We start from the raw sequence: 17,036 nt of genomic DNA on the forward strand, positions 1-17,036 counted from the left end.
AGAATATGGGTCAGATCGCGGCTCCCTGCCGTTTACGAAAAAAGGTTTTGAGCGCCTCGTACACTTCCCCTTTGTCTTTAATGACATGATACATGAATTGGTCCAGCTTGATATTCTTATAAGCCGACATCAGCGTGCTGCTGCGATTGTATTGATTGACCTCGCCATAACCGAACATATTGCTGACCTTAAGCAGTTCGCCGATGAGTTTGACGCAGCGTTCATTGTCGGACGTGAGGTTATCGCCGTCGGAGAAGTGGAAGGGATAAATGTTGTATTTGGAAGGGGGATAACGGTGATGAATGATATCAAGCGCCTTCTGATAAGCGGATGAACATATGGTTCCGCCGCTTTCACCCCGTGTGAAGAACTCTTCTTCGGTCACTTCTTTCGCCTCGGTATGGTGGGCGATAAACACGATTTCGACCTTCTCGTACTGCTTGCGAAGGAAGCGGGTCATCCAGAAGAAAAAGCTGCGCGCGCAGTATTTCTCGAAGGAGCCCATGGAGCCGGACGTATCCATCATGGCGATAATGACCGCATTGGATTCCGGGATGACGGTGTCGTCCCAGGTCTTGTAACGCAAGTCGTCCGGACTGATCCCGTGGATGCCGGGTTTGCCGTCTCTTGCATTGCGGCGCAAATTCTCCAAGATGGTGCGTTTCTTGTCAATGTTGGACATGATGCCTTTTTTGCGGATGTCGTTGAAGACGATGGATTCGGTCTCGATCTGCTCTTTATCCTTGGGCTGCAGCAGCGGGAGCTCCAGTTCCTCAAACAGCATATTCTCCAGTTCTTCCAGGCTGACCTCGGTTTCCACGATGTCCTGCCCTGCCTGATCGCCGGCCGATTCCCCCTTACCGGGCTGGGCTGACGAAGGGTCGCGTCCAAGGACGTCCCCAACCTGACTGTCACCGTCGCCCTGACCGACATGTTTTTGCTTTTGATAGTTATAGATGAAACGGTATTCGTCAAGGCTGCGGATCGGAACTTTAATGATCTGCTTTCCGTCGGACAGAATAATGTTTTCCTCGGTAATAAGGTCGGGCAGGTTGCGTTTGATGACTTCACGGATTTTATGCTGATGACGTACCTGATCCTGATAGCCCTTGCGGTGCAGCGACCAGTCTTCACGGGATACGACAAACGACAGGGCGTCTTCATTTTGCATGGACAGTCACCTCCCAAGTATTGCCTTGACACGGTTGCCGTCTTTTTGGCTGTAGTAATTCATTATATTCGGGAGAAAGAGCGATATGTGAGTATCAATCCGGGTTTGTCATGAAAAAGACACTTAACCCGAGATGAATCAGGCAAGTGTCTTGAAGTGGCACTCCTTAAGCATTTAATACGAATAGGAAAAGAGCTCCGATGGTGATGATGACTACGCCGTTCACGATGGTGGCAATCACGGCGACAGCACGCTTGCGTGTTTTGGAGAAGCAGCCTACAACGCCAAGCACCAAGCCGGTGATATTGATGATCATGACGATGATGAACACGGCCGCCAGCGTGGTCATCGCTTCCAGCGTTTCCTGAGTCGGCTCAAGGAGCGGTCCGTTCTCCGTCATGTATGGCTCAATCATCGTGGTGCCGAGCGCCCCGAGCAGAATATACCCGAGCAGCGTCACGATCGACAAGATGAATGAGGCGATGCCGAAGCGGGAGTTTTTTCTGTCCTCGGGTGGAATAAATGTGGTTTTGGGTCGCTTAGGTGAACCTTGGTCCTCGGATGGGGAGGCAGGTGATTGTTGATCCATGTACATAATCGCTCCTAACATAAGAATTCATTCTCTAATGGGTTCGTGTGGTCTTCAATAAAAAGACATCCTTATTAATCTTTCACAAAATGGCCCTGAAATCAAGTCCAACGAGCCTCAATGCCGGTGGAAAAGCTTCCTTGAATCCGTTAAACTTAATTTGATTACATAAGGACACGGGTGTCCGCTGACAAAAGGGGTTGAAAAGGCATGAGTCGAAGATTCGTCGCATGGGGGTCGATCCTGATGGCATTATCTGTCGCTATCGGGGCATTCGGCGCCCATATGCTGGAGGATAAGATTACGCCGGATGAACTTGCCATTTATGAGACCGGAGTCCATTATCATATGATTCACGGACTTGCGGTACTGATTACGGGCATTGTGGCTAAGGTTCTGGGCGAATCCCGGAAGCTGTTCTGGGCAGGGACCTTATTCATCGCGGGAACCGTCATATTTTCCGGAAGTCTCTACGTGTTAAGTATATCCGGCATCAAGTGGCTGGGCGCGATTACGCCGATTGGCGGTGTCTCCTTTATCGTGGGCTGGCTGATGCTGATGTCTTCGGCGCTGTCCCGAAAAAATGCTTGATTCTAAAAAAGAACGGCTTCACCGATCCCTTCTTATGGGGCGGCGAAGCCGTTTTTTTAAATGGATGCCATTGACGTATACCGATTCAGCTGACGCTGAACTCGTCAATTTCATTGAGTTTGAAGGTATACACCTGTTTCTCATCGACATGATAGACGTTGACCAGGAAATTGCTTTCATCATAATTGAGAATTCGGCAGGGAAGACTTGTCTGCTTACCGTGGCGGTTGGTTGTCAGGCGAACAAGGCGATTGTCCTTACTGTATACTTTTATCCATTCAAAGGGATCACTTCCGGTGAGTGGAGTTTGGACAGGAGGTACGCTTGCAGCGATCTTTTTTTCCGGCGAGGATGTCGCAGGTGGCGCAGATTTCTCTTTCTGAGAAGCAGCGGAAGCCATCTTCTCGGAGGCTTTGCTAATAACGGAATCTTTCTTGGCTTGAACCAAGGTGTTGATAATTTCTCCAAGTTCCATCCCGGACTTAATCCGGAAGTCGACGACTTCAGCCTTGTCGTTCAGCATTTCTAGCAAATATTGCAAAGCCAGTGCGTTGGAGGAACTCTTGACCAGAATATCAACGTTGAATAAAAAGCCGTTATCATCGGTGGCAGGAATTGTGTTCATAGCTTTTATTATTCACCAGCTTTCACATTGTTTCTACTGAATCAAATATACCATAATTTTCGAATATTCATAGTCCTAATGTCATGCATATTTCATCTTTATTCTATTGACTTACGAGTCATTCGCACCATTATGTGTGGGCTGGAATGCATAATATGAGAGACATTCGCACCATGTCGGTTCCAAAAGAATAAACATAATTCTAAGCCGACGTGAGGGGAGGTTTGTTGATATTGGTGACTTTACTGCCGATCGATATTGAAGGACATACCGTTATGGGCGTCGAAGTAAAGCTTCCGAAAACAACGCTGCTGGCCGTATACACTTCCCGCGGCTATATTATGTGCGGTGCACTCGATGTGGGCCTTCTTAACGAAAAGCTTGCGGACCGCAAGATTATCGCAGGAAGAGCCGTAGGGGTTCGCACATTGGAGCAGCTGCTGGAAGCGCCGCTGGAATCGGTAACCCTGGAGGCAGAGAAGTGGGGCATTCATCCTGGCTTGGCTGGCAAGGATGCGATCCTGCGCATGTTATGAGTCATGTATGCCTTCTGTTCCAAGAGTGATTCCCGTGCGGATCGCTCTTTTTTTAGAGATAACAAGGTTTAGACTTCAGATGCACTAAAATGCAAACCGTAAAAAAACGGACAATTCGGCTGGAGGGCCGGTTGTCCGTTTTATGATGCCATAAAACTCGGCGGATATAGCGGTTATTCGAACAAGCTTTTTAAGCTCTCATGATAAGGAGCTTGCACGACGCCTTTTTCCGTAATGATGGCTGTCACATATTCATTCGGCGTAATGTCGAAGGCAGGGTTGTACACTTTTACGCCTTGCGGCGCTGTGCGCTTGCCGAAACCTTCGGTGATCTCTTCCGCAGGACGTTCCTCAATCGGAATGTCGGCACCTGTCTTCGTATTCAGATCAATCGTGGACAGCGGGCATGCCACGTAGAAAGGAATGCCGTGGGCTTTAGCAAGTACCGCTACTCCGTACGTTCCGATCTTGTTGGCAACATCGCCGTTTGCGGCAACGCGATCCGTACCGACGATAACCGCTTGGATCCACCCTTTGGACATGACCATGGCGGCCATGTTATCCGCCAGCAGTGTAACGTCAATCCCTGCCTGCTGGAGCTCAAAAGCAGTTAAACGCGCGCCTTGCAGGACAGGTCTTGTCTCATCCGCGAACACCTTGATGTTTAGGCCCTGCTCATGAGCGAGATACATCGGCGCCAGGGCGGTCCCGTATTTGGCAGTTGCCAGTCCGCCCGCGTTGCAGTGGGTGAGCACGCCCATGCCGTCCTGGAAGAACGGCAGCGCGTTTTCGCCGATGCGGCGGCATACATCCTCATCCTCGGCACGAATGGCTTCGGCTTCGGCGAGCAGCGCAGCGTTCAGTCCGGCCGTATCGAGATCCGAAGCAGCCAGCTTCTCAGCTGCAAGCTTGATGCGGTCCAGCGCCCAGAACAGATTGACGGCCGTCGGTCTGGAGGTAGCGAGATAAGCGCAGGTTTTTGCGACTTGTTGCAGCCATCCCTCACTATCGTTGGCTTCAACCTGCATGCCGCCAAGGACTGTGCCGAATGCTGCCGCGATGCCGATAGCCGGGGCGCCGCGGACTTTCATGGAGTGAATGCCTTCCCAGACTTCCTCCGGTGTATAGAGTTGAAGATAGACGATCTCTTCCGGGAGCAAGCGCTGATCAAGAAGGACCAGATGGTCTCCTCCCCAGTAAACCGAGCTTAGCGGTTCATAGGTGCTGGCATTGCCGGTAGTCATACCGCTCATATCGATACCTCATTTCCCTTAATTGCTTGTGTAATCAAAGTTAAAATGTCCTCAAAGGACTTCATGCTGCGATGATGGCGCACTAGATTTTTGCCGATGGCAAGCGCTTTGCGCTGCGCAGCTTCTCTGGCTTTGTCATCTGCAATGGTGTCAATGTCCGCAACATGGGACAATCCGACGATGCGCCGGATCATTTTACAGCCCGCGAATCCTGCGGTATCCTTCAAAATCTGCGACACATAATGGTCCTGGTAGCCCGGCGTGCGAGACATTTCGTCCAAGAGGTCTTCATTCCACAGCATGCGGAAGTTGTTCTCGAAGTGGGTCCATACATCGCTTGCCATCTCGAGGAGTCGGGCTTCCCGGGCAGCCAGCGTATGCTCGTCCTCACTCCAGCCCGGCTGTGCCGCATAGTTGAGCAGAAGGTTGCCGATGACCGCACCGATATCGAATCCCATCGGGCCGAAATAAGCGAATTCCGGGTCGATGACCTTGGTGGATTCCGGCGTGACGAAAATGCTGCCTGTATGCAGATCCCCGTGCAGCAGAGCCTGTGCATGAGTCAGAAACTTCTCCCGAAGCAGCGCGACTTCAAAGTGAAGCGGCAGGTCGGCGCGGAGGGCTTCCGCTTCATCGGCAATGCTCTGCGCATAATTGTTATTGGCGGATTCGCGGTATGGATCTTCGAAGATTAAATCTTCGGTGATTTTGCATAAATCCGGATTGACAAAGCGGCCGGCAAGTTCCTTCTTCTTCTGTTGGTTCATCCCGAGATCGGACGTGTAGAACAATGTTCTGGCCAGGAAGCGGCCAATATGCTCTGCGAACTTCGGATAGGCATTGCCCTCAATCAGGCCTTTGCGCATGATGGTGTACTCGCTCAGGTCTTCCATTACGGTGTAGGCGAGCTCGTCCGAATAACCGTATACTTCGGGTACGAGGTCGGGGCAGATGGAGTACTCCGTCTCCAGCGCCAGACGTTCGATACGGGCCCGGTCGAGAGACAGTGGCCAGGATTCGCCTACAACTTTTGCATAAGGAACAGCTTGCTTGATAATGATACTATCAGTCGTATTTTTGGCGGTGACATGAAACACCAGATTGAGATTGCCGTCGCCGATTTCGCGGCATTCGAGTTCGGCATGGTCCGGGAACCGGCCCGGTATACTTTTAGCTAATTGTATAGCTTCTTCCGCGTTCAGCGGATGATATGCAGACATGGATGGTCACCCCCAAATAGAATAGAAGAAAAACAAAGCCAACTTTTTTGCTTGGTATTACCTAGTATAACGTTTTTTCGCGAATTTTGTATAATTTTTTGGCAAGACGAAAGGTTTGCGAAACTGATTCGCTTCGTAGTCCAAAGGGTAAACTACAAATAGACGCCCAAGCACAGGATGTACTCATATATTAATGAAGGATTAGCATTAGCAGATGGTACCAGTTACAATGGGTAAACACCGCTCTGCCGAATGTTCCTTTGACGCAGTACAGGGTGCATTTCATATAGAAAAGGAAGGGATTAAGCATGGCAAAAACTACATCTGGCAAAGCTGCAGGAAAAACAAAGAACGCAAGTCTGGAGCAATTGTTGAACCAACAGGTTGCGAACTTTAACGTGCTCTATGTCAAACTCCACAATTATCACTGGTATGTAACCGGAGAGCAATTCTACTCCCTTCATGTTAAATTCGAAGAATTGTATGATGAAATTACGCTTAAAATGGATGAGGTTGCGGAGCGCCTGCTGTCGATTAAAGGCAAACCGGCAGCAACGATGAAAGAATATTTGGAACTTGCGACAGTCCAGGAGGCTTCAGGCAACGAGGATACCCGCGGCATGGTACAAGCCTTGATTGAAGACTTTGCAACCGTATCCGAGGAGCTGGCGGAAGGCATCGAAATGGCGGAGGAAGCCGGCGATGCACCAACAGCGGACATGTTCACCGGATTTAAGGCTGATCTTGAGAAGCATATGTGGATGCTGCGTTCGTTCCTTGGATAAAGCGTGAATACAACAGAATGCTGCCTGTTCATCCCTTGTATTTGCAAGAGCTGAGGGTGCCGGTTATCGTGCCGTGCGCCCATAGAGCTCATGATGTTGACCTGGGTACCGTCTGTCAACGCGCGATAAACGCCGGTGCCGGATGCCGTAATAGACTCTTTAGGAGCAACCGCAAATATGGAGGGGAACAGGGTGAACGAAACAGGCTTGACCGGGTTATCGGTCATGCCTGTTTTTTAATTGTTACGGTTGTCCGAATGTTGTCTGCAAAACGCTTGTCCGGTTGAAATACGTCATATTTTATTATAAAATGGCTTGAGAATCATTGATAATCAGTTTAGAATGATTATAAATAAATAATTATTTTTTGTTTTATGAAATCAGGGCGTCCAATCCTGTTATCATATAGGACAACAATACACTACCTATTCAACGGAGGGAATCTAATATGTCAACCAAGTTTGTCATTGAAGGATTGAAAGCAGCAATTGAAGGCAAGGAGATCCTTAAAGGTATCAACCTTGAGATGAAGGGCGGAGAAGTTCATGCCATCATGGGACCAAACGGTACAGGCAAAAGTACTTTGGCTTCCGCTTTGATGGGTCATCCTAAATATGAAGTTACAGAAGGCAAAGTATTGCTTAACGATGAAGACGTACTGGAGATGGAAGTTGACGAGCGCGCACGCGCAGGTCTGTTCCTGGCCATGCAATATCCGAGCGAAATTGCCGGCGTTACGAACTCCGACTTCCTGCGCAGTTCCATCAATGCACGCCGCGGTGAAGGCAACGAGATTTCCCTGATCAAGTTCATTCGTCAAATGGAAGGCAAAATGAAGGAGCTCGAGATGAATCCCGAGTTCGCTCACCGTTACCTGAACGAAGGTTTCTCCGGTGGTGAGAAGAAACGTAACGAAATTCTGCAAATGATGATGCTGGACCCGAAACTTGTCGTGCTTGACGAAATCGACTCCGGTCTTGATATCGATGCTTTGAGAATTGTAGCGAACGGTGTAAATGCCATGAAATCCGAAGAACGCGGTTTCTTGATTATTACCCACTATCAACGTTTGCTTAACTATATCACTCCAGATTATGTTCACGTGATGATGCAAGGACGCATCGTAAAATCCGGTGGTCCTGAATTGGCAGAGCGCCTGGAGGCAGAAGGTTATGACTGGATTAAGGAAGAGCTGGGCATTACTGATGAAACTGTAGGTCAAGACGCGTAAATAGACGGGAGGAGGAAACGATATGACTACACAAACCATTCTTCCGGTCAACGCTGAGGCTCTGAAGGCATTGTCCGAAAGTAAACAGGAACCGGCCTGGCTGACAGACAGCCGTCTGGCTTCCCTGGAGCTGGCTGGCCAGTTGGAACTGCCCAAGCTCGAGAAACAACGCATCGAGCGTTGGAACATCCAAAGCTATGGTGAATATAAAGAGAGCAATAAACTTGCTTCCCTTGACGAATTGCCTGAACAGGTAGCCAAACTTGTTGAAGGTTCAAGAGAAGGCGGTCTGGTTATCCAACGCAATTCGGGAACCGTATATGTGAGTCTGGCTCCGGAACTGGCTGCCAAAGGCGTCATTTTCACCGATTTGGAAACAGCGGTTAAAGAACACGCGGATTTGGTTAAGCCTTACCTGCACCAAGCCCTTAAGAACGATGAGCATGCGATGGCTGCTCTGCATGCTGCCGTATGGAACGGCGGGGTATTCCTCTATGTTCCTAAAAATGTGGAGGTCGATGTTCCGCTTCAAGCCGTTATGCTGACCGACGATGCCGAAGCGACATTTGCACCGCATGTGCTGGTGGTAGCCGAAGCGAACAGTCAGATCACTTATGTAGACAACTACGTTTCGGATTCCCTGGCTGCGCCGGTAACCCATAACGGAGCGGTGGAAGTCTTCGTTAAAAACGGAGCGAAAGTGCGTTATGCTTCCGTTCACCAATTGGCTGGCGAAGCAACCGATGTTACATTCCGTCGTGCGGTGCTGGACAATGACGCTTCGATCGAGTGGATTGTTGGCGAGATGAACGATGGCGATACAGCTAGCGATACCATGAGTATTCTGAAGGGCAACGGTTCGACATCCGATGCGAAAGTCATCGCGGTTGGCTCCGGCTCCCAGAAGATCAATTACACTACCCAAGCGAAGCATTTCGGCAAGAGCTCGGCGTCCCAGATGATCACCCGTGCCGTCATGCGCGAAGAGGCACAAGCCATCATCAACGGCATTACCAAGATTGAAAAGGGTGCAACGAAGGCGGACGGACAACAGACCGAACGCGTGCTGATGCTCAGCCCGAAAGCCCGCGGCGACGCGAACCCGATTCTGTTGATTGACGAGGATGATGTAACAGCCGGTCACGCAGCATCCGTAGGACAAGTGAATCAGGAGCAAATTTACTACCTGATGTCCCGTGGTATCTCGCGTACCGTGGCGGAATCCTTGATTATTTACGGCTTCTTGGCTCCGGTTGTCAGCGAAATTCCGCTTGAGGGGCTTCGTGACCAACTGCAGGGGCTCGTTGAAAGGAAGCTGGGACAATGATCGCCTCTGTCCGTGAGCAATTTCCCATTCTTCATCAGGAGATCAACGGACATCCGCTGGTATATCTCGACAATGCCGCGACATCACAAAAGCCGCAGGTGGTCATAGATGCTATCAAGCGGTACTACGAGTGGGAGAACTCCAATGTGCACCGCGGGGTTCATACACTCGGCAGCCGTGCTACCGATGCTTATGAAGGAGCCAGGGAGAAGGTTGCCCGTTTCATTAATGCCGAGAGTTCGGAACAGATTATTTTCACCCGTGGTACGACGACAGCCTTGAATCTGGTAGCATCGTCCTACGCACGCTCTGTATGTGGTCCCGGGGATGAAATTGTCCTGACGGAAATGGAGCATCATAGTAATCTCATACCGTGGCAGCAGGCGGCTATCGCCGTTGGCGCTACGCTGAAATATATTCCTCTGCAGCCTGACGGCACGATCCGTGTCGAAGATGTCGAGGCACTCGTTACCGAACGGACCAAGGTTGTAGCCATCGCTTATGTATCCAACGTCATGGGCGTTGTGCATCCCGTGAAACAAATTGCGGAAATCGCACACCGCCACGGCGCTGTCATTGTGGTTGACGGTGCGCAAAGCACACCGCATATGAAAGTGGACGTCCAGGACCTGGATTGCGATTTTTACGCTTTGTCCGGCCATAAGATGTGTGCTCCAACAGGTATCGGCGCATTATACGGCAAGAAGGCGCTGCTGGAATCAATGGAGCCGATCGAATTCGGCGGAGAAATGATCAATGATGTTGGATTGTACGAATCGAACTGGAAGGAGCTCCCTTGGAAGTTCGAAGGGGGCACCCCTATCATTGCAGGGGCTGTCGGTTTGGGTGCTGCCATCGATTTCCTGGAGGAAATCGGAATGGAGGCCATCGAACAGCATGAGACGCAGCTTGCGGCCTACGCCATGAACCGCATCTCCGAGATCGACGGGATTACCATTTACGGTCCTCGTGAACGTAAAGTGGGCCTTGTTACCTTTAATCTCGGCGACGTTCACCCGCATGACGTGGCAACGGTGCTGGATGCACAGGGGGTTGCGATTCGTGCAGGACATCATTGCTGTCAACCACTTATGCGTTGGTTAAAAGTTTCCTCTACGGCACGCGCGAGCTTTTATCTGTATAATACAGAAGAGGACGTTGATCGATTAGTTAGCGCCTTAATCCAGACAAAGGAGTATTTTGGCGATGCAACTTGACGATTTGTACAGACGTGTCATCATGGATCATTATAAGAACCCCCGCAATCGCGGCAAGTTTGAAGAAGATGCGGTAACCATCGATTTGAACAATCCGACTTGCGGAGATCGCATTTCCTTGCAGCTTAAGGTAGAGAACGGCGTGGTAGCCGATGCCAAATATACGGGGGAAGGCTGCTCCATCAGCATGTCTTCCGCTTCGATGATGACGGACGCCGTAAAAGGCAGAACGCTGGATGAAGCGATCAGTCTGGCGGACCGCTTCTCCTCCCTTATGAAAGGCGAGGCCGTAGATTTTGAAGAGTACGAGGATATTGAAGCCCTATCCGGTGTCAACAAGTTTCCTGCACGCATTAAATGCGCAACACTTGCCTGGAACGCACTCCGAAAAGGAATAGACGCGAAGTAAGCGAATGAATAGATCGATAGGGAGGTAAGTTAAATGGCTAAAAAAGCACCAGAAATAGAAGAGTATAAATATGGTTTCCGTGACGAGCACAAAGCTATTTTTCAAACCGGCAAAGGTTTGACGCGTGAAGTCGTTATGGAAATTTCCAAAATCAAGAACGAGCCGGAATGGATGCTGGAATTCCGTTTGAAAGCACTGGAGCAGTTCGAGAAAATGCCAATGCCTCGCTGGGGCGGCGATCTTGATGAGCTGGACTTCAACGATATCCAGTACTATGTAAGACCTTCCGACAAGCAAGGCAAGACTTGGGAGGAAGTACCTACCGAGATCAAGGAAACCTTTGATAAATTGGGTATCCCGGAAGCAGAGCAGAAGTTCCTGGCGGGCGTATCCGCACAGTACGAATCCGAAGTTGTTTACCATAACATGCAAAAGGACCTTGAGGATCAAGGCGTTATCTTTATGGATACCGATACGGCTCTTAGAGAGCATCCGGAGATCTTGAAAGAATATTTTGCAACGGTAGTGCCTCCAACGGATAACAAATTTGCTGCGCTGAACAGTGCCGTGTGGTCTGGCGGAAGCTTCATCTATGTTCCAAAAGGCGTGAAATGTGAAATTCCGCTGCAAGCGTATTTCCGTATCAACTCCGAGAACATGGGTCAATTCGAACGTACGCTGATCATTGCGGACGAAGATAGCTTCGTGCACTACGTAGAAGGATGTACGGCTCCGATCTACAGCACGAACTCGCTTCATAGTGCGGTAGTAGAGATCATCTGTAAGAAGAATGCGCGCGTTCGCTATACAACCATTCAGAACTGGGCGCCAAACATCTACAACCTCGTGACCAAGCGTGCTGTTGCTGAAGAGAATGCAACGATGGAATGGGTGGACGGCAACATCGGTTCCAAGCTGACAATGAAGTATCCTGCCGTTATCCTGAAGGGTCGCGGTGCCAAAGGGATGGTCTTGTCCATCGCTGTAGCAGGCAAAGGCCAGCATCAGGATGCAGGAGCCAAAATGATTCACTTAGCGCCGGACACGACTTCTACGATCGTATCCAAGTCCATTAGTAAGCATGGCGGTAAAGTAACTTACCGTGGACTGGCTTCCTTCGGTCGGAATGCAGCAGGCGCGAAAGCCAACATCCAGTGCGATACACTCATCCTCGATAATGAATCGACGTCTGATACGATTCCTTACAACGAGATCAAGAATGACAACATTACGCTGGAGCATGAAGCGACCGTATCCAAGGTGTCTGAGGAACAATTGTTCTATCTCATGAGTCGTGGCCTTAGCGAGTCTGAAGCTACGCAAATGATCGTGATGGGCTTCATCGAGCCATTCACCAAGGAACTCCCGATGGAGTATGCGGTTGAGATGAATCGACTTATCAAGTTCGAAATGGAAGGCAGTATCGGCTAAATATTTCTTATATACAAGGGGCAAATCACTCAGAAACGAGTGGTTTGCCCCTTTTTATGTTTGGATTGTTTATGTAATGTTGATTTCATTGTGACATTGAGGGTTGCGTGAGCCCTCTCGACAGGTCATGACTTTTATTGTGCCAGAAATCAAGAGTGAGAGGTGAGAAATGTCACGCAAGCGCGCAAAAAAACCGTCGGCGTACAAGCCTGACGGTTATACTGGCTATTCAGGGACCTGGGGGAAAACGCCAATTACAGAAGAATCTCCTGGATCTCGGTATTATACTCCTTGGAGAGGTCAATGAATCGATCCTCGGTCTTCACGAGCGGACGGAAGTAATCCGAAGGATTGTTCATGACGATCATGCCGGATTCGCCGGTCGTCAGCAGAACCTTCTTACCGATAAAGTTCGGCAGCATCTGCTGGATAAAGGCATGTGTCGGCTTGCCGTTCAGCTTCCCGAAACTAAGACTATACAGCTCTCGAAGTACGGTTAACAGCTGCTGCTTGGATTGATAGACCCTGTTCGTTGTCATCGCGCTATATACATCGGCTACAGCGCAAATATGAGAGTATGGATGAATCTGTTCAGCACGGAGCGCTCGTGGATAACCGGAAGCGTCGTCCCGTTCATGGTGCTGGAGCGCGACCATAGCGGTGACCTTATCTTCCATGGATTCAGAGATCATCTCGTAACCATAGATGGTATGCAGCTTCACTTCCTCATATTCTTGAGGAGTCAGCTTCCCTGGCTTGTCCAGTATATCTCTAGGAATCTTGCTTTTGCCGATATCATGGAGATAGCCCGCTTTGCCGATTTCATAAGCTTCCTTGTCGGAGTAACCCATCCAATCCGCGATGTAGTACGATAACATTCCAACTTGAATGGAGTGTCTGTAGGTATAATCGTCTTTACCATTAAACAGCAATAGAAGGGAGACAACATCCGTATGCTCGTTCAGAGAGCCGACTAAGGGTTTAAATACATCGTCCACAACGGACTCATTGAATTTACCTGATTGTGACGCTTCCGTAAATAAGGTGGAGCACCCGTCAAATGCAAGATTGAAATGGGGTTTAACCTTGTTGTATGATTCTGAAATTTCAGACGATGAATCGAGGGATACAGACAGTGCGCGTGGCTTTATTTCTATGTAATCGATACCGTGCTGCAGTAGCTTGGATATATCCTCTAAACGAAGGGTTGCTCCTTTTTGTAGAACATGAACGCCGTTTGTGTTGTAAGCATCATGCTGCATTTGATCACCGGGTATCAGGTCCGTGACATGTACTCTCAAATCATTGCACCTCTTGCCCTTATATAAGTAAAAAGATCAAAACTATCTTAGCAAGAAAATTATGGTTTTACAATGTGTAATCATGACTTATTGCCTAACGGTTGGGTCCCATGGTCCGGTCTGCGGGCCTTTCCACTCAGAACCATCGTCCCAGACCTCCTTCTTCCAGATTGGAACGGATCGTTTCAGTTGTTCGATGGCATAACGGCTGGCCTCATAACATGCATTCCGATGCGGGGAGGATACAGCGATCACAACACTGGTTTCTCCAATTCCGACCGTACCGATACGGTGGGAAATCGCACATTGCGTACCGGGCCATTGTCGAAAGATGTCCGCGCATATTTGCTGCATTTCTTTAAGCGCCATCGGGATGTATGATTCATACTCCAGCGTAACCGTTCGCATCTGGCCGGTCATCTCTCGCGTTGTACCTACAAAGGATAGCGTTGCTCCATGATTATCATCATGAACTTTGGCAATGGTTGCCTCTACGGACAGCGGGCCGTAGGATATCGTGCATTTTCCATCTGCCGAGGACCTGGATTTGGAGTCCTGCGGGGTTGTGCCGTCACCACCGGACACAGGCGGAATTAGAGCTACCTCGTCGCCGCTCTGAATAAGCTGTTCCGAAGGCGCATACTCTTGATTGACCGCGACGAAAGCCGTGGAAATCTGAGATTGAGCATCAGGATAAGCTTCACTAAGCAGCAGCTTTAATTCCCCGGCTGTAAGGGGCAAGCCCGGTACGTTGAATGTAAGCGAAGCTGTGCCGATTCGATCAGCTAATCCTGCAAATAGTAATATAGAAATGGTTGTTGACATTCTTCATCACCTCGTAATTCTTATCGGCTACAATATACCATATTCTTCGCTAAAATGTTATGCTTGTAAGACCGGAAATTATCGAATAACGAACTTGGGGAGGGGGCCGCCAAATGGGGTTAGGAAGCGACAAACAGAAGCTGACGATATTGTATACCAACGATATACACAGCCATTTTGAGATGATGAGCAGTGTGGCAGCACTTATTTCCCGGGAAAAGGCGGCTGCCGGTGATGGGGCAATCGTACTGGATATCGGTGATCATATGGACCGGGCAACGGTGGAAACCGAAGGCACCATGGGCCAAGCCAATGTGGATGTCATTAATTTGACAGGATACGACGCCATTACGATTGGCAATAACGAAGGGCTCACCATTTCGTATGATGTTCTGGAGAGTGTATACGCCGGACTGCAGTGTCCCGTTGTGTGCTGCAACATAAGTGAGACTAAGAGTGGCAATCCTCCTCGATGGATGAAGCCGCATGTGATCCTGGAACGAGAAGGCATTCGAATCGGGCTCACCGGCGCAACGGCTGCTTTTGCAGGTTTTTATCAATTGTTAGGCTGGGAAGCCGGAGATCCGGTGCAGGCTATTGCTGAGCAAGTGCGAGCGCTTCAGGGCCAGTGTGATATCATGATCGTGTTATCCCATTTAGGACTAACGATTGATAAAAGATTAGCAGAAAGTGTTGAGGGGATTGATGTTATTCTTGGCGGTCATACCCATCATATACTCGAGGAGCCCTTGATGATCGGAAAGACAGCCGTGTGCGGTGCAGGCAAGTTCGGACAATACGTAGGTCGCCTCGTCATGCAGCGCAGTCATGCTGAAGATCGCTTTACCTGTATAGAGGGAAGTCTGCTCCCCGTGGATAAAAACTTGATAGAACCCATCGTAGAGCAGGCGATCATGAGACACCATGAGCTGGCACGGGAGAAATTAACGGAGGCCGTTGCCGTTATTGATCGTAGTCTGCCCATTCACTATGAGGAGGAGTCGCCGTTTGCGAACCTACTGGCTCAAGCCGTGCTGCAGCACACGGATGCGGATTTTGCCATCGTGAACTCGGGGCAGCTGCTCGGACCGCTGCCGGAGGGCGAGATCAGCACCGGTATGCTGCACGGCCTGTGCCCGTCACCGATTAATCCCTGCGTCGTGAAGCTGCGCGGAGAACATATCTATCAAGCACTTGAGGAGAGTTTGCTTCAGGAATTCAGCGGGAAGAAGATATTGGGCTTTGGTTTCCGCGGTTATATATTAGGCGGCCTGGCAGTCGATGGGTTGAAAATTCACTATGACAAGAACGGAGAGCCTTACCGAAAGATTACGCATATCTCCTTGAAGGGGCAACCGCTAGAGCCGCAGCGGGAATATAAGGTGGGGACACTCGACATGTTTACGTTTAAAATCGGATACGAGTCGTTGTCCCTTGGCAAGGATACGGTATATATGCTGCCGGAGTTTATAAGAGACCTGCTGCGAAGTGAGCTATCGAGGCCCGGTTCGCTTCAAGAGTCCATGATTCCACGCTGGATATCCTGACAATCCCGACTAACTTCCTTTGGCCGAGCATACATATGAGGAGGACAAAGGTAAGGGAGGGGAAGGACCATGGATTTTATCACATCCATTATACTGGGGATCGTGGAAGGACTAACCGAATTCATTCCGGTGTCTTCCACAGGTCATATGATCTTGACGGCCAAAGTGCTCGGTTACGACGATCAAACTCCGATCATGAAGACGTTTGAGGTTGTCATTCAGCTTGGCGCCATTATGGCGATCGCGATCGTATACTGGAATCGTATTTTGAACCTGCTCGGCTGGAGCCGAAGTGAACCGTTGACCAACAAAACGCCTCGAAAAAGATTGAATCTGATTCATATATTTTTGGGAATTGCGCCTGCACTGCTGGTTGCTTTTTTCGCGAGGGATTTTATCAAGAGTCTGTTCCATGCGCAGACGGTGCTGTTTGCACTCGTTGCCGGCGGTGTTTTTATGATTTTTGCAGAATGGTACAATAAGCATAAAGTTCAAGTAACATCACATGATTTGGATGATTTGACATACAAGCAGGCCCTTCAGATTGGTGTCTACCAGATCATATCCGTTTTATGGCCGGGCTTTTCCCGTTCGGGCTCCACCATCTCCGGGGGGATGCTTAGCGGGGTGAGCTATAAGGCATCGGCCGATTTCTCGTTCATTATCGCAATTCCCATTATGTGTGCTGCATCCGGATATGAATTGCTGGATTCTTACCGATATTTTACTTTAGATACGATCGGCGTATTTCTTGCCGGATTTATCGTTTCGTTTGTTGTTGCTTATTTTGTCGTCTTGGCCTTCATGAAACTCATACAGAAGATAAGGCTTACTCATTTTGCGATCTACCGTTTTGTTCTCGCTGCCGTTTTTTGGCTGTTTATCATGCATTAAGCAGGAGTAGACACAAGGAGGAGATCCGGCTTCTTCGTATCGTGATCCACTGAAGACTGGACGCTATATCCCACACAAGTTTGA

At 49.4% G+C, this 17,036-nt stretch carries 17 protein-coding genes; 10 read left to right on the forward strand and 7 right to left on the reverse strand.

Translation table 11 applies throughout. The features are described 5' to 3' along the window. Nucleotides 1-10: 10 nt before the first annotated feature. Nucleotides 11-1,171 carry a sporulation protein YhbH gene (gene yhbH, locus ACQKPA_RS23965; RefSeq protein ID WP_113057531.1) on the reverse strand — a complete coding sequence of 387 codons (1,161 nt, stop codon included), beginning with the start codon at nt 1,169-1,171 and terminating at the stop codon, nt 11-13. A gap of 166 nt (nt 1,172-1,337) precedes the next feature. Beyond that, nucleotides 1,338-1,760 (reverse strand): hypothetical protein, encoded by a 423-nt coding sequence (locus tag ACQKPA_RS23970; RefSeq protein WP_427495001.1) that lies wholly within the window; start codon nt 1,758-1,760, stop codon nt 1,338-1,340. 210 nt (nt 1,761-1,970) lie between these two features. On the opposite strand from ACQKPA_RS23970, the gene ACQKPA_RS23975 reads away from it, so the two are divergent. Next, nucleotides 1,971-2,351, forward strand: coding sequence for a DUF423 domain-containing protein (locus ACQKPA_RS23975; RefSeq protein ID WP_427495002.1), 381 nt, complete (start codon nt 1,971-1,973; stop codon nt 2,349-2,351). A gap of 85 nt (nt 2,352-2,436) precedes the next feature. On the opposite strand, the gene ACQKPA_RS23980 is transcribed toward ACQKPA_RS23975, so the two are convergent. Continuing rightward, nucleotides 2,437-2,976: a hypothetical protein gene (locus ACQKPA_RS23980; RefSeq protein ID WP_427495003.1), complete on the reverse strand. Its 540-nt coding sequence runs from the start codon at nt 2,974-2,976 to the stop codon at nt 2,437-2,439. Between the two features lie 233 nt (nt 2,977-3,209). On the opposite strand from ACQKPA_RS23980, the gene ACQKPA_RS23985 reads away from it, so the two are divergent. Next, the gene (locus ACQKPA_RS23985) at nt 3,210-3,512 is read left to right on the forward strand and encodes a YunC family protein (RefSeq protein WP_113057527.1); all 303 of its coding nucleotides are present in this window, start codon (nt 3,210-3,212) and stop codon (nt 3,510-3,512) included. A gap of 173 nt (nt 3,513-3,685) precedes the next feature. Here the strand turns inward: ACQKPA_RS23985 and mtnA are convergent, their stop codons facing one another. Beyond that, nucleotides 3,686-4,765: an S-methyl-5-thioribose-1-phosphate isomerase gene (gene mtnA, locus ACQKPA_RS23990; RefSeq protein ID WP_427495004.1), complete on the reverse strand. Its 1,080-nt coding sequence runs from the start codon at nt 4,763-4,765 to the stop codon at nt 3,686-3,688. Beyond that, the gene (gene mtnK, locus ACQKPA_RS23995; RefSeq protein ID WP_427495005.1) at nt 4,762-5,985 is read right to left on the reverse strand and encodes an S-methyl-5-thioribose kinase; all 1,224 of its coding nucleotides are present in this window, start codon (nt 5,983-5,985) and stop codon (nt 4,762-4,764) included. The genes mtnA and mtnK overlap by 4 nt, the downstream gene beginning before the upstream one ends. 308 nt (nt 5,986-6,293) lie before the next feature. Between mtnK and ACQKPA_RS24000 the strand changes: the two genes are divergently transcribed. From ACQKPA_RS24000 to sufB, 6 genes are all read left to right on the forward strand, one after another. Then, entirely contained in the window at nt 6,294-6,770 is a 477-nt protein-coding gene (locus tag ACQKPA_RS24000) for a Dps family protein (protein ID WP_427495006.1), read from the forward strand. 448 nt (nt 6,771-7,218) lie between these two features. Next, the gene (sufC, locus tag ACQKPA_RS24005; protein ID WP_216530513.1) at nt 7,219-8,001 is read left to right on the forward strand and encodes a Fe-S cluster assembly ATPase SufC; all 783 of its coding nucleotides are present in this window, start codon (nt 7,219-7,221) and stop codon (nt 7,999-8,001) included. A gap of 22 nt (nt 8,002-8,023) precedes the next feature. Beyond that, on the forward strand, nt 8,024-9,328 hold the full coding sequence (gene sufD / locus ACQKPA_RS24010) for a Fe-S cluster assembly protein SufD (protein ID WP_427495007.1): 1,305 nt from the start codon (nt 8,024-8,026) through the stop codon (nt 9,326-9,328). Continuing rightward, nucleotides 9,325-10,545, forward strand: a complete 1,221-nt coding sequence (locus ACQKPA_RS24015) for a cysteine desulfurase (RefSeq protein ID WP_113057523.1) — start codon at nt 9,325-9,327, stop codon at nt 10,543-10,545. The genes sufD and ACQKPA_RS24015 overlap by 4 nt, the downstream gene beginning before the upstream one ends. Continuing rightward, the gene (gene sufU, locus ACQKPA_RS24020) at nt 10,535-10,954 is read left to right on the forward strand and encodes a Fe-S cluster assembly sulfur transfer protein SufU (protein WP_071218030.1); all 420 of its coding nucleotides are present in this window, start codon (nt 10,535-10,537) and stop codon (nt 10,952-10,954) included. The genes ACQKPA_RS24015 and sufU overlap by 11 nt, the downstream gene beginning before the upstream one ends. Nucleotides 10,955-10,987: 33 nt before the next feature. Continuing rightward, nucleotides 10,988-12,385 carry a Fe-S cluster assembly protein SufB gene (sufB, locus tag ACQKPA_RS24025; RefSeq protein WP_427495008.1) on the forward strand — a complete coding sequence of 466 codons (1,398 nt, stop codon included), beginning with the start codon at nt 10,988-10,990 and terminating at the stop codon, nt 12,383-12,385. Nucleotides 12,386-12,639: 254 nt separating this feature from the next. On the opposite strand, the gene ACQKPA_RS24030 is transcribed toward sufB, so the two are convergent. Both ACQKPA_RS24030 and moaD read right to left on the reverse strand, forming a co-directional pair. After that, nucleotides 12,640-13,686 carry an HD-GYP domain-containing protein gene (locus ACQKPA_RS24030; RefSeq protein ID WP_427495009.1) on the reverse strand — a complete coding sequence of 349 codons (1,047 nt, stop codon included), beginning with the start codon at nt 13,684-13,686 and terminating at the stop codon, nt 12,640-12,642. Nucleotides 13,687-13,773: 87 nt separating this feature from the next. Beyond that, the gene (gene moaD, locus ACQKPA_RS24035; protein ID WP_427495010.1) at nt 13,774-14,511 is read right to left on the reverse strand and encodes a molybdopterin converting factor subunit 1; all 738 of its coding nucleotides are present in this window, start codon (nt 14,509-14,511) and stop codon (nt 13,774-13,776) included. A gap of 113 nt (nt 14,512-14,624) precedes the next feature. Here moaD and ACQKPA_RS24040 point away from each other — a divergent pair, with 113 nt between their 5' ends. Further along, a complete protein-coding gene (locus tag ACQKPA_RS24040) occupies nt 14,625-16,058 on the forward strand; it encodes a bifunctional metallophosphatase/5'-nucleotidase (protein WP_427495011.1) in 1,434 nt (477 codons plus the stop codon). Between the two features lie 69 nt (nt 16,059-16,127). Then, the gene (locus ACQKPA_RS24045) at nt 16,128-16,952 is read left to right on the forward strand and encodes an undecaprenyl-diphosphate phosphatase (RefSeq protein WP_427495013.1); all 825 of its coding nucleotides are present in this window, start codon (nt 16,128-16,130) and stop codon (nt 16,950-16,952) included. Nucleotides 16,953-17,036: the final 84 nt, after the last annotated feature.

The organism is Paenibacillus sp. NPDC093718 (genome assembly GCF_050279985.1).
Classification (GTDB): domain Bacteria; phylum Bacillota; class Bacilli; order Paenibacillales; family Paenibacillaceae; genus Paenibacillus_AQ.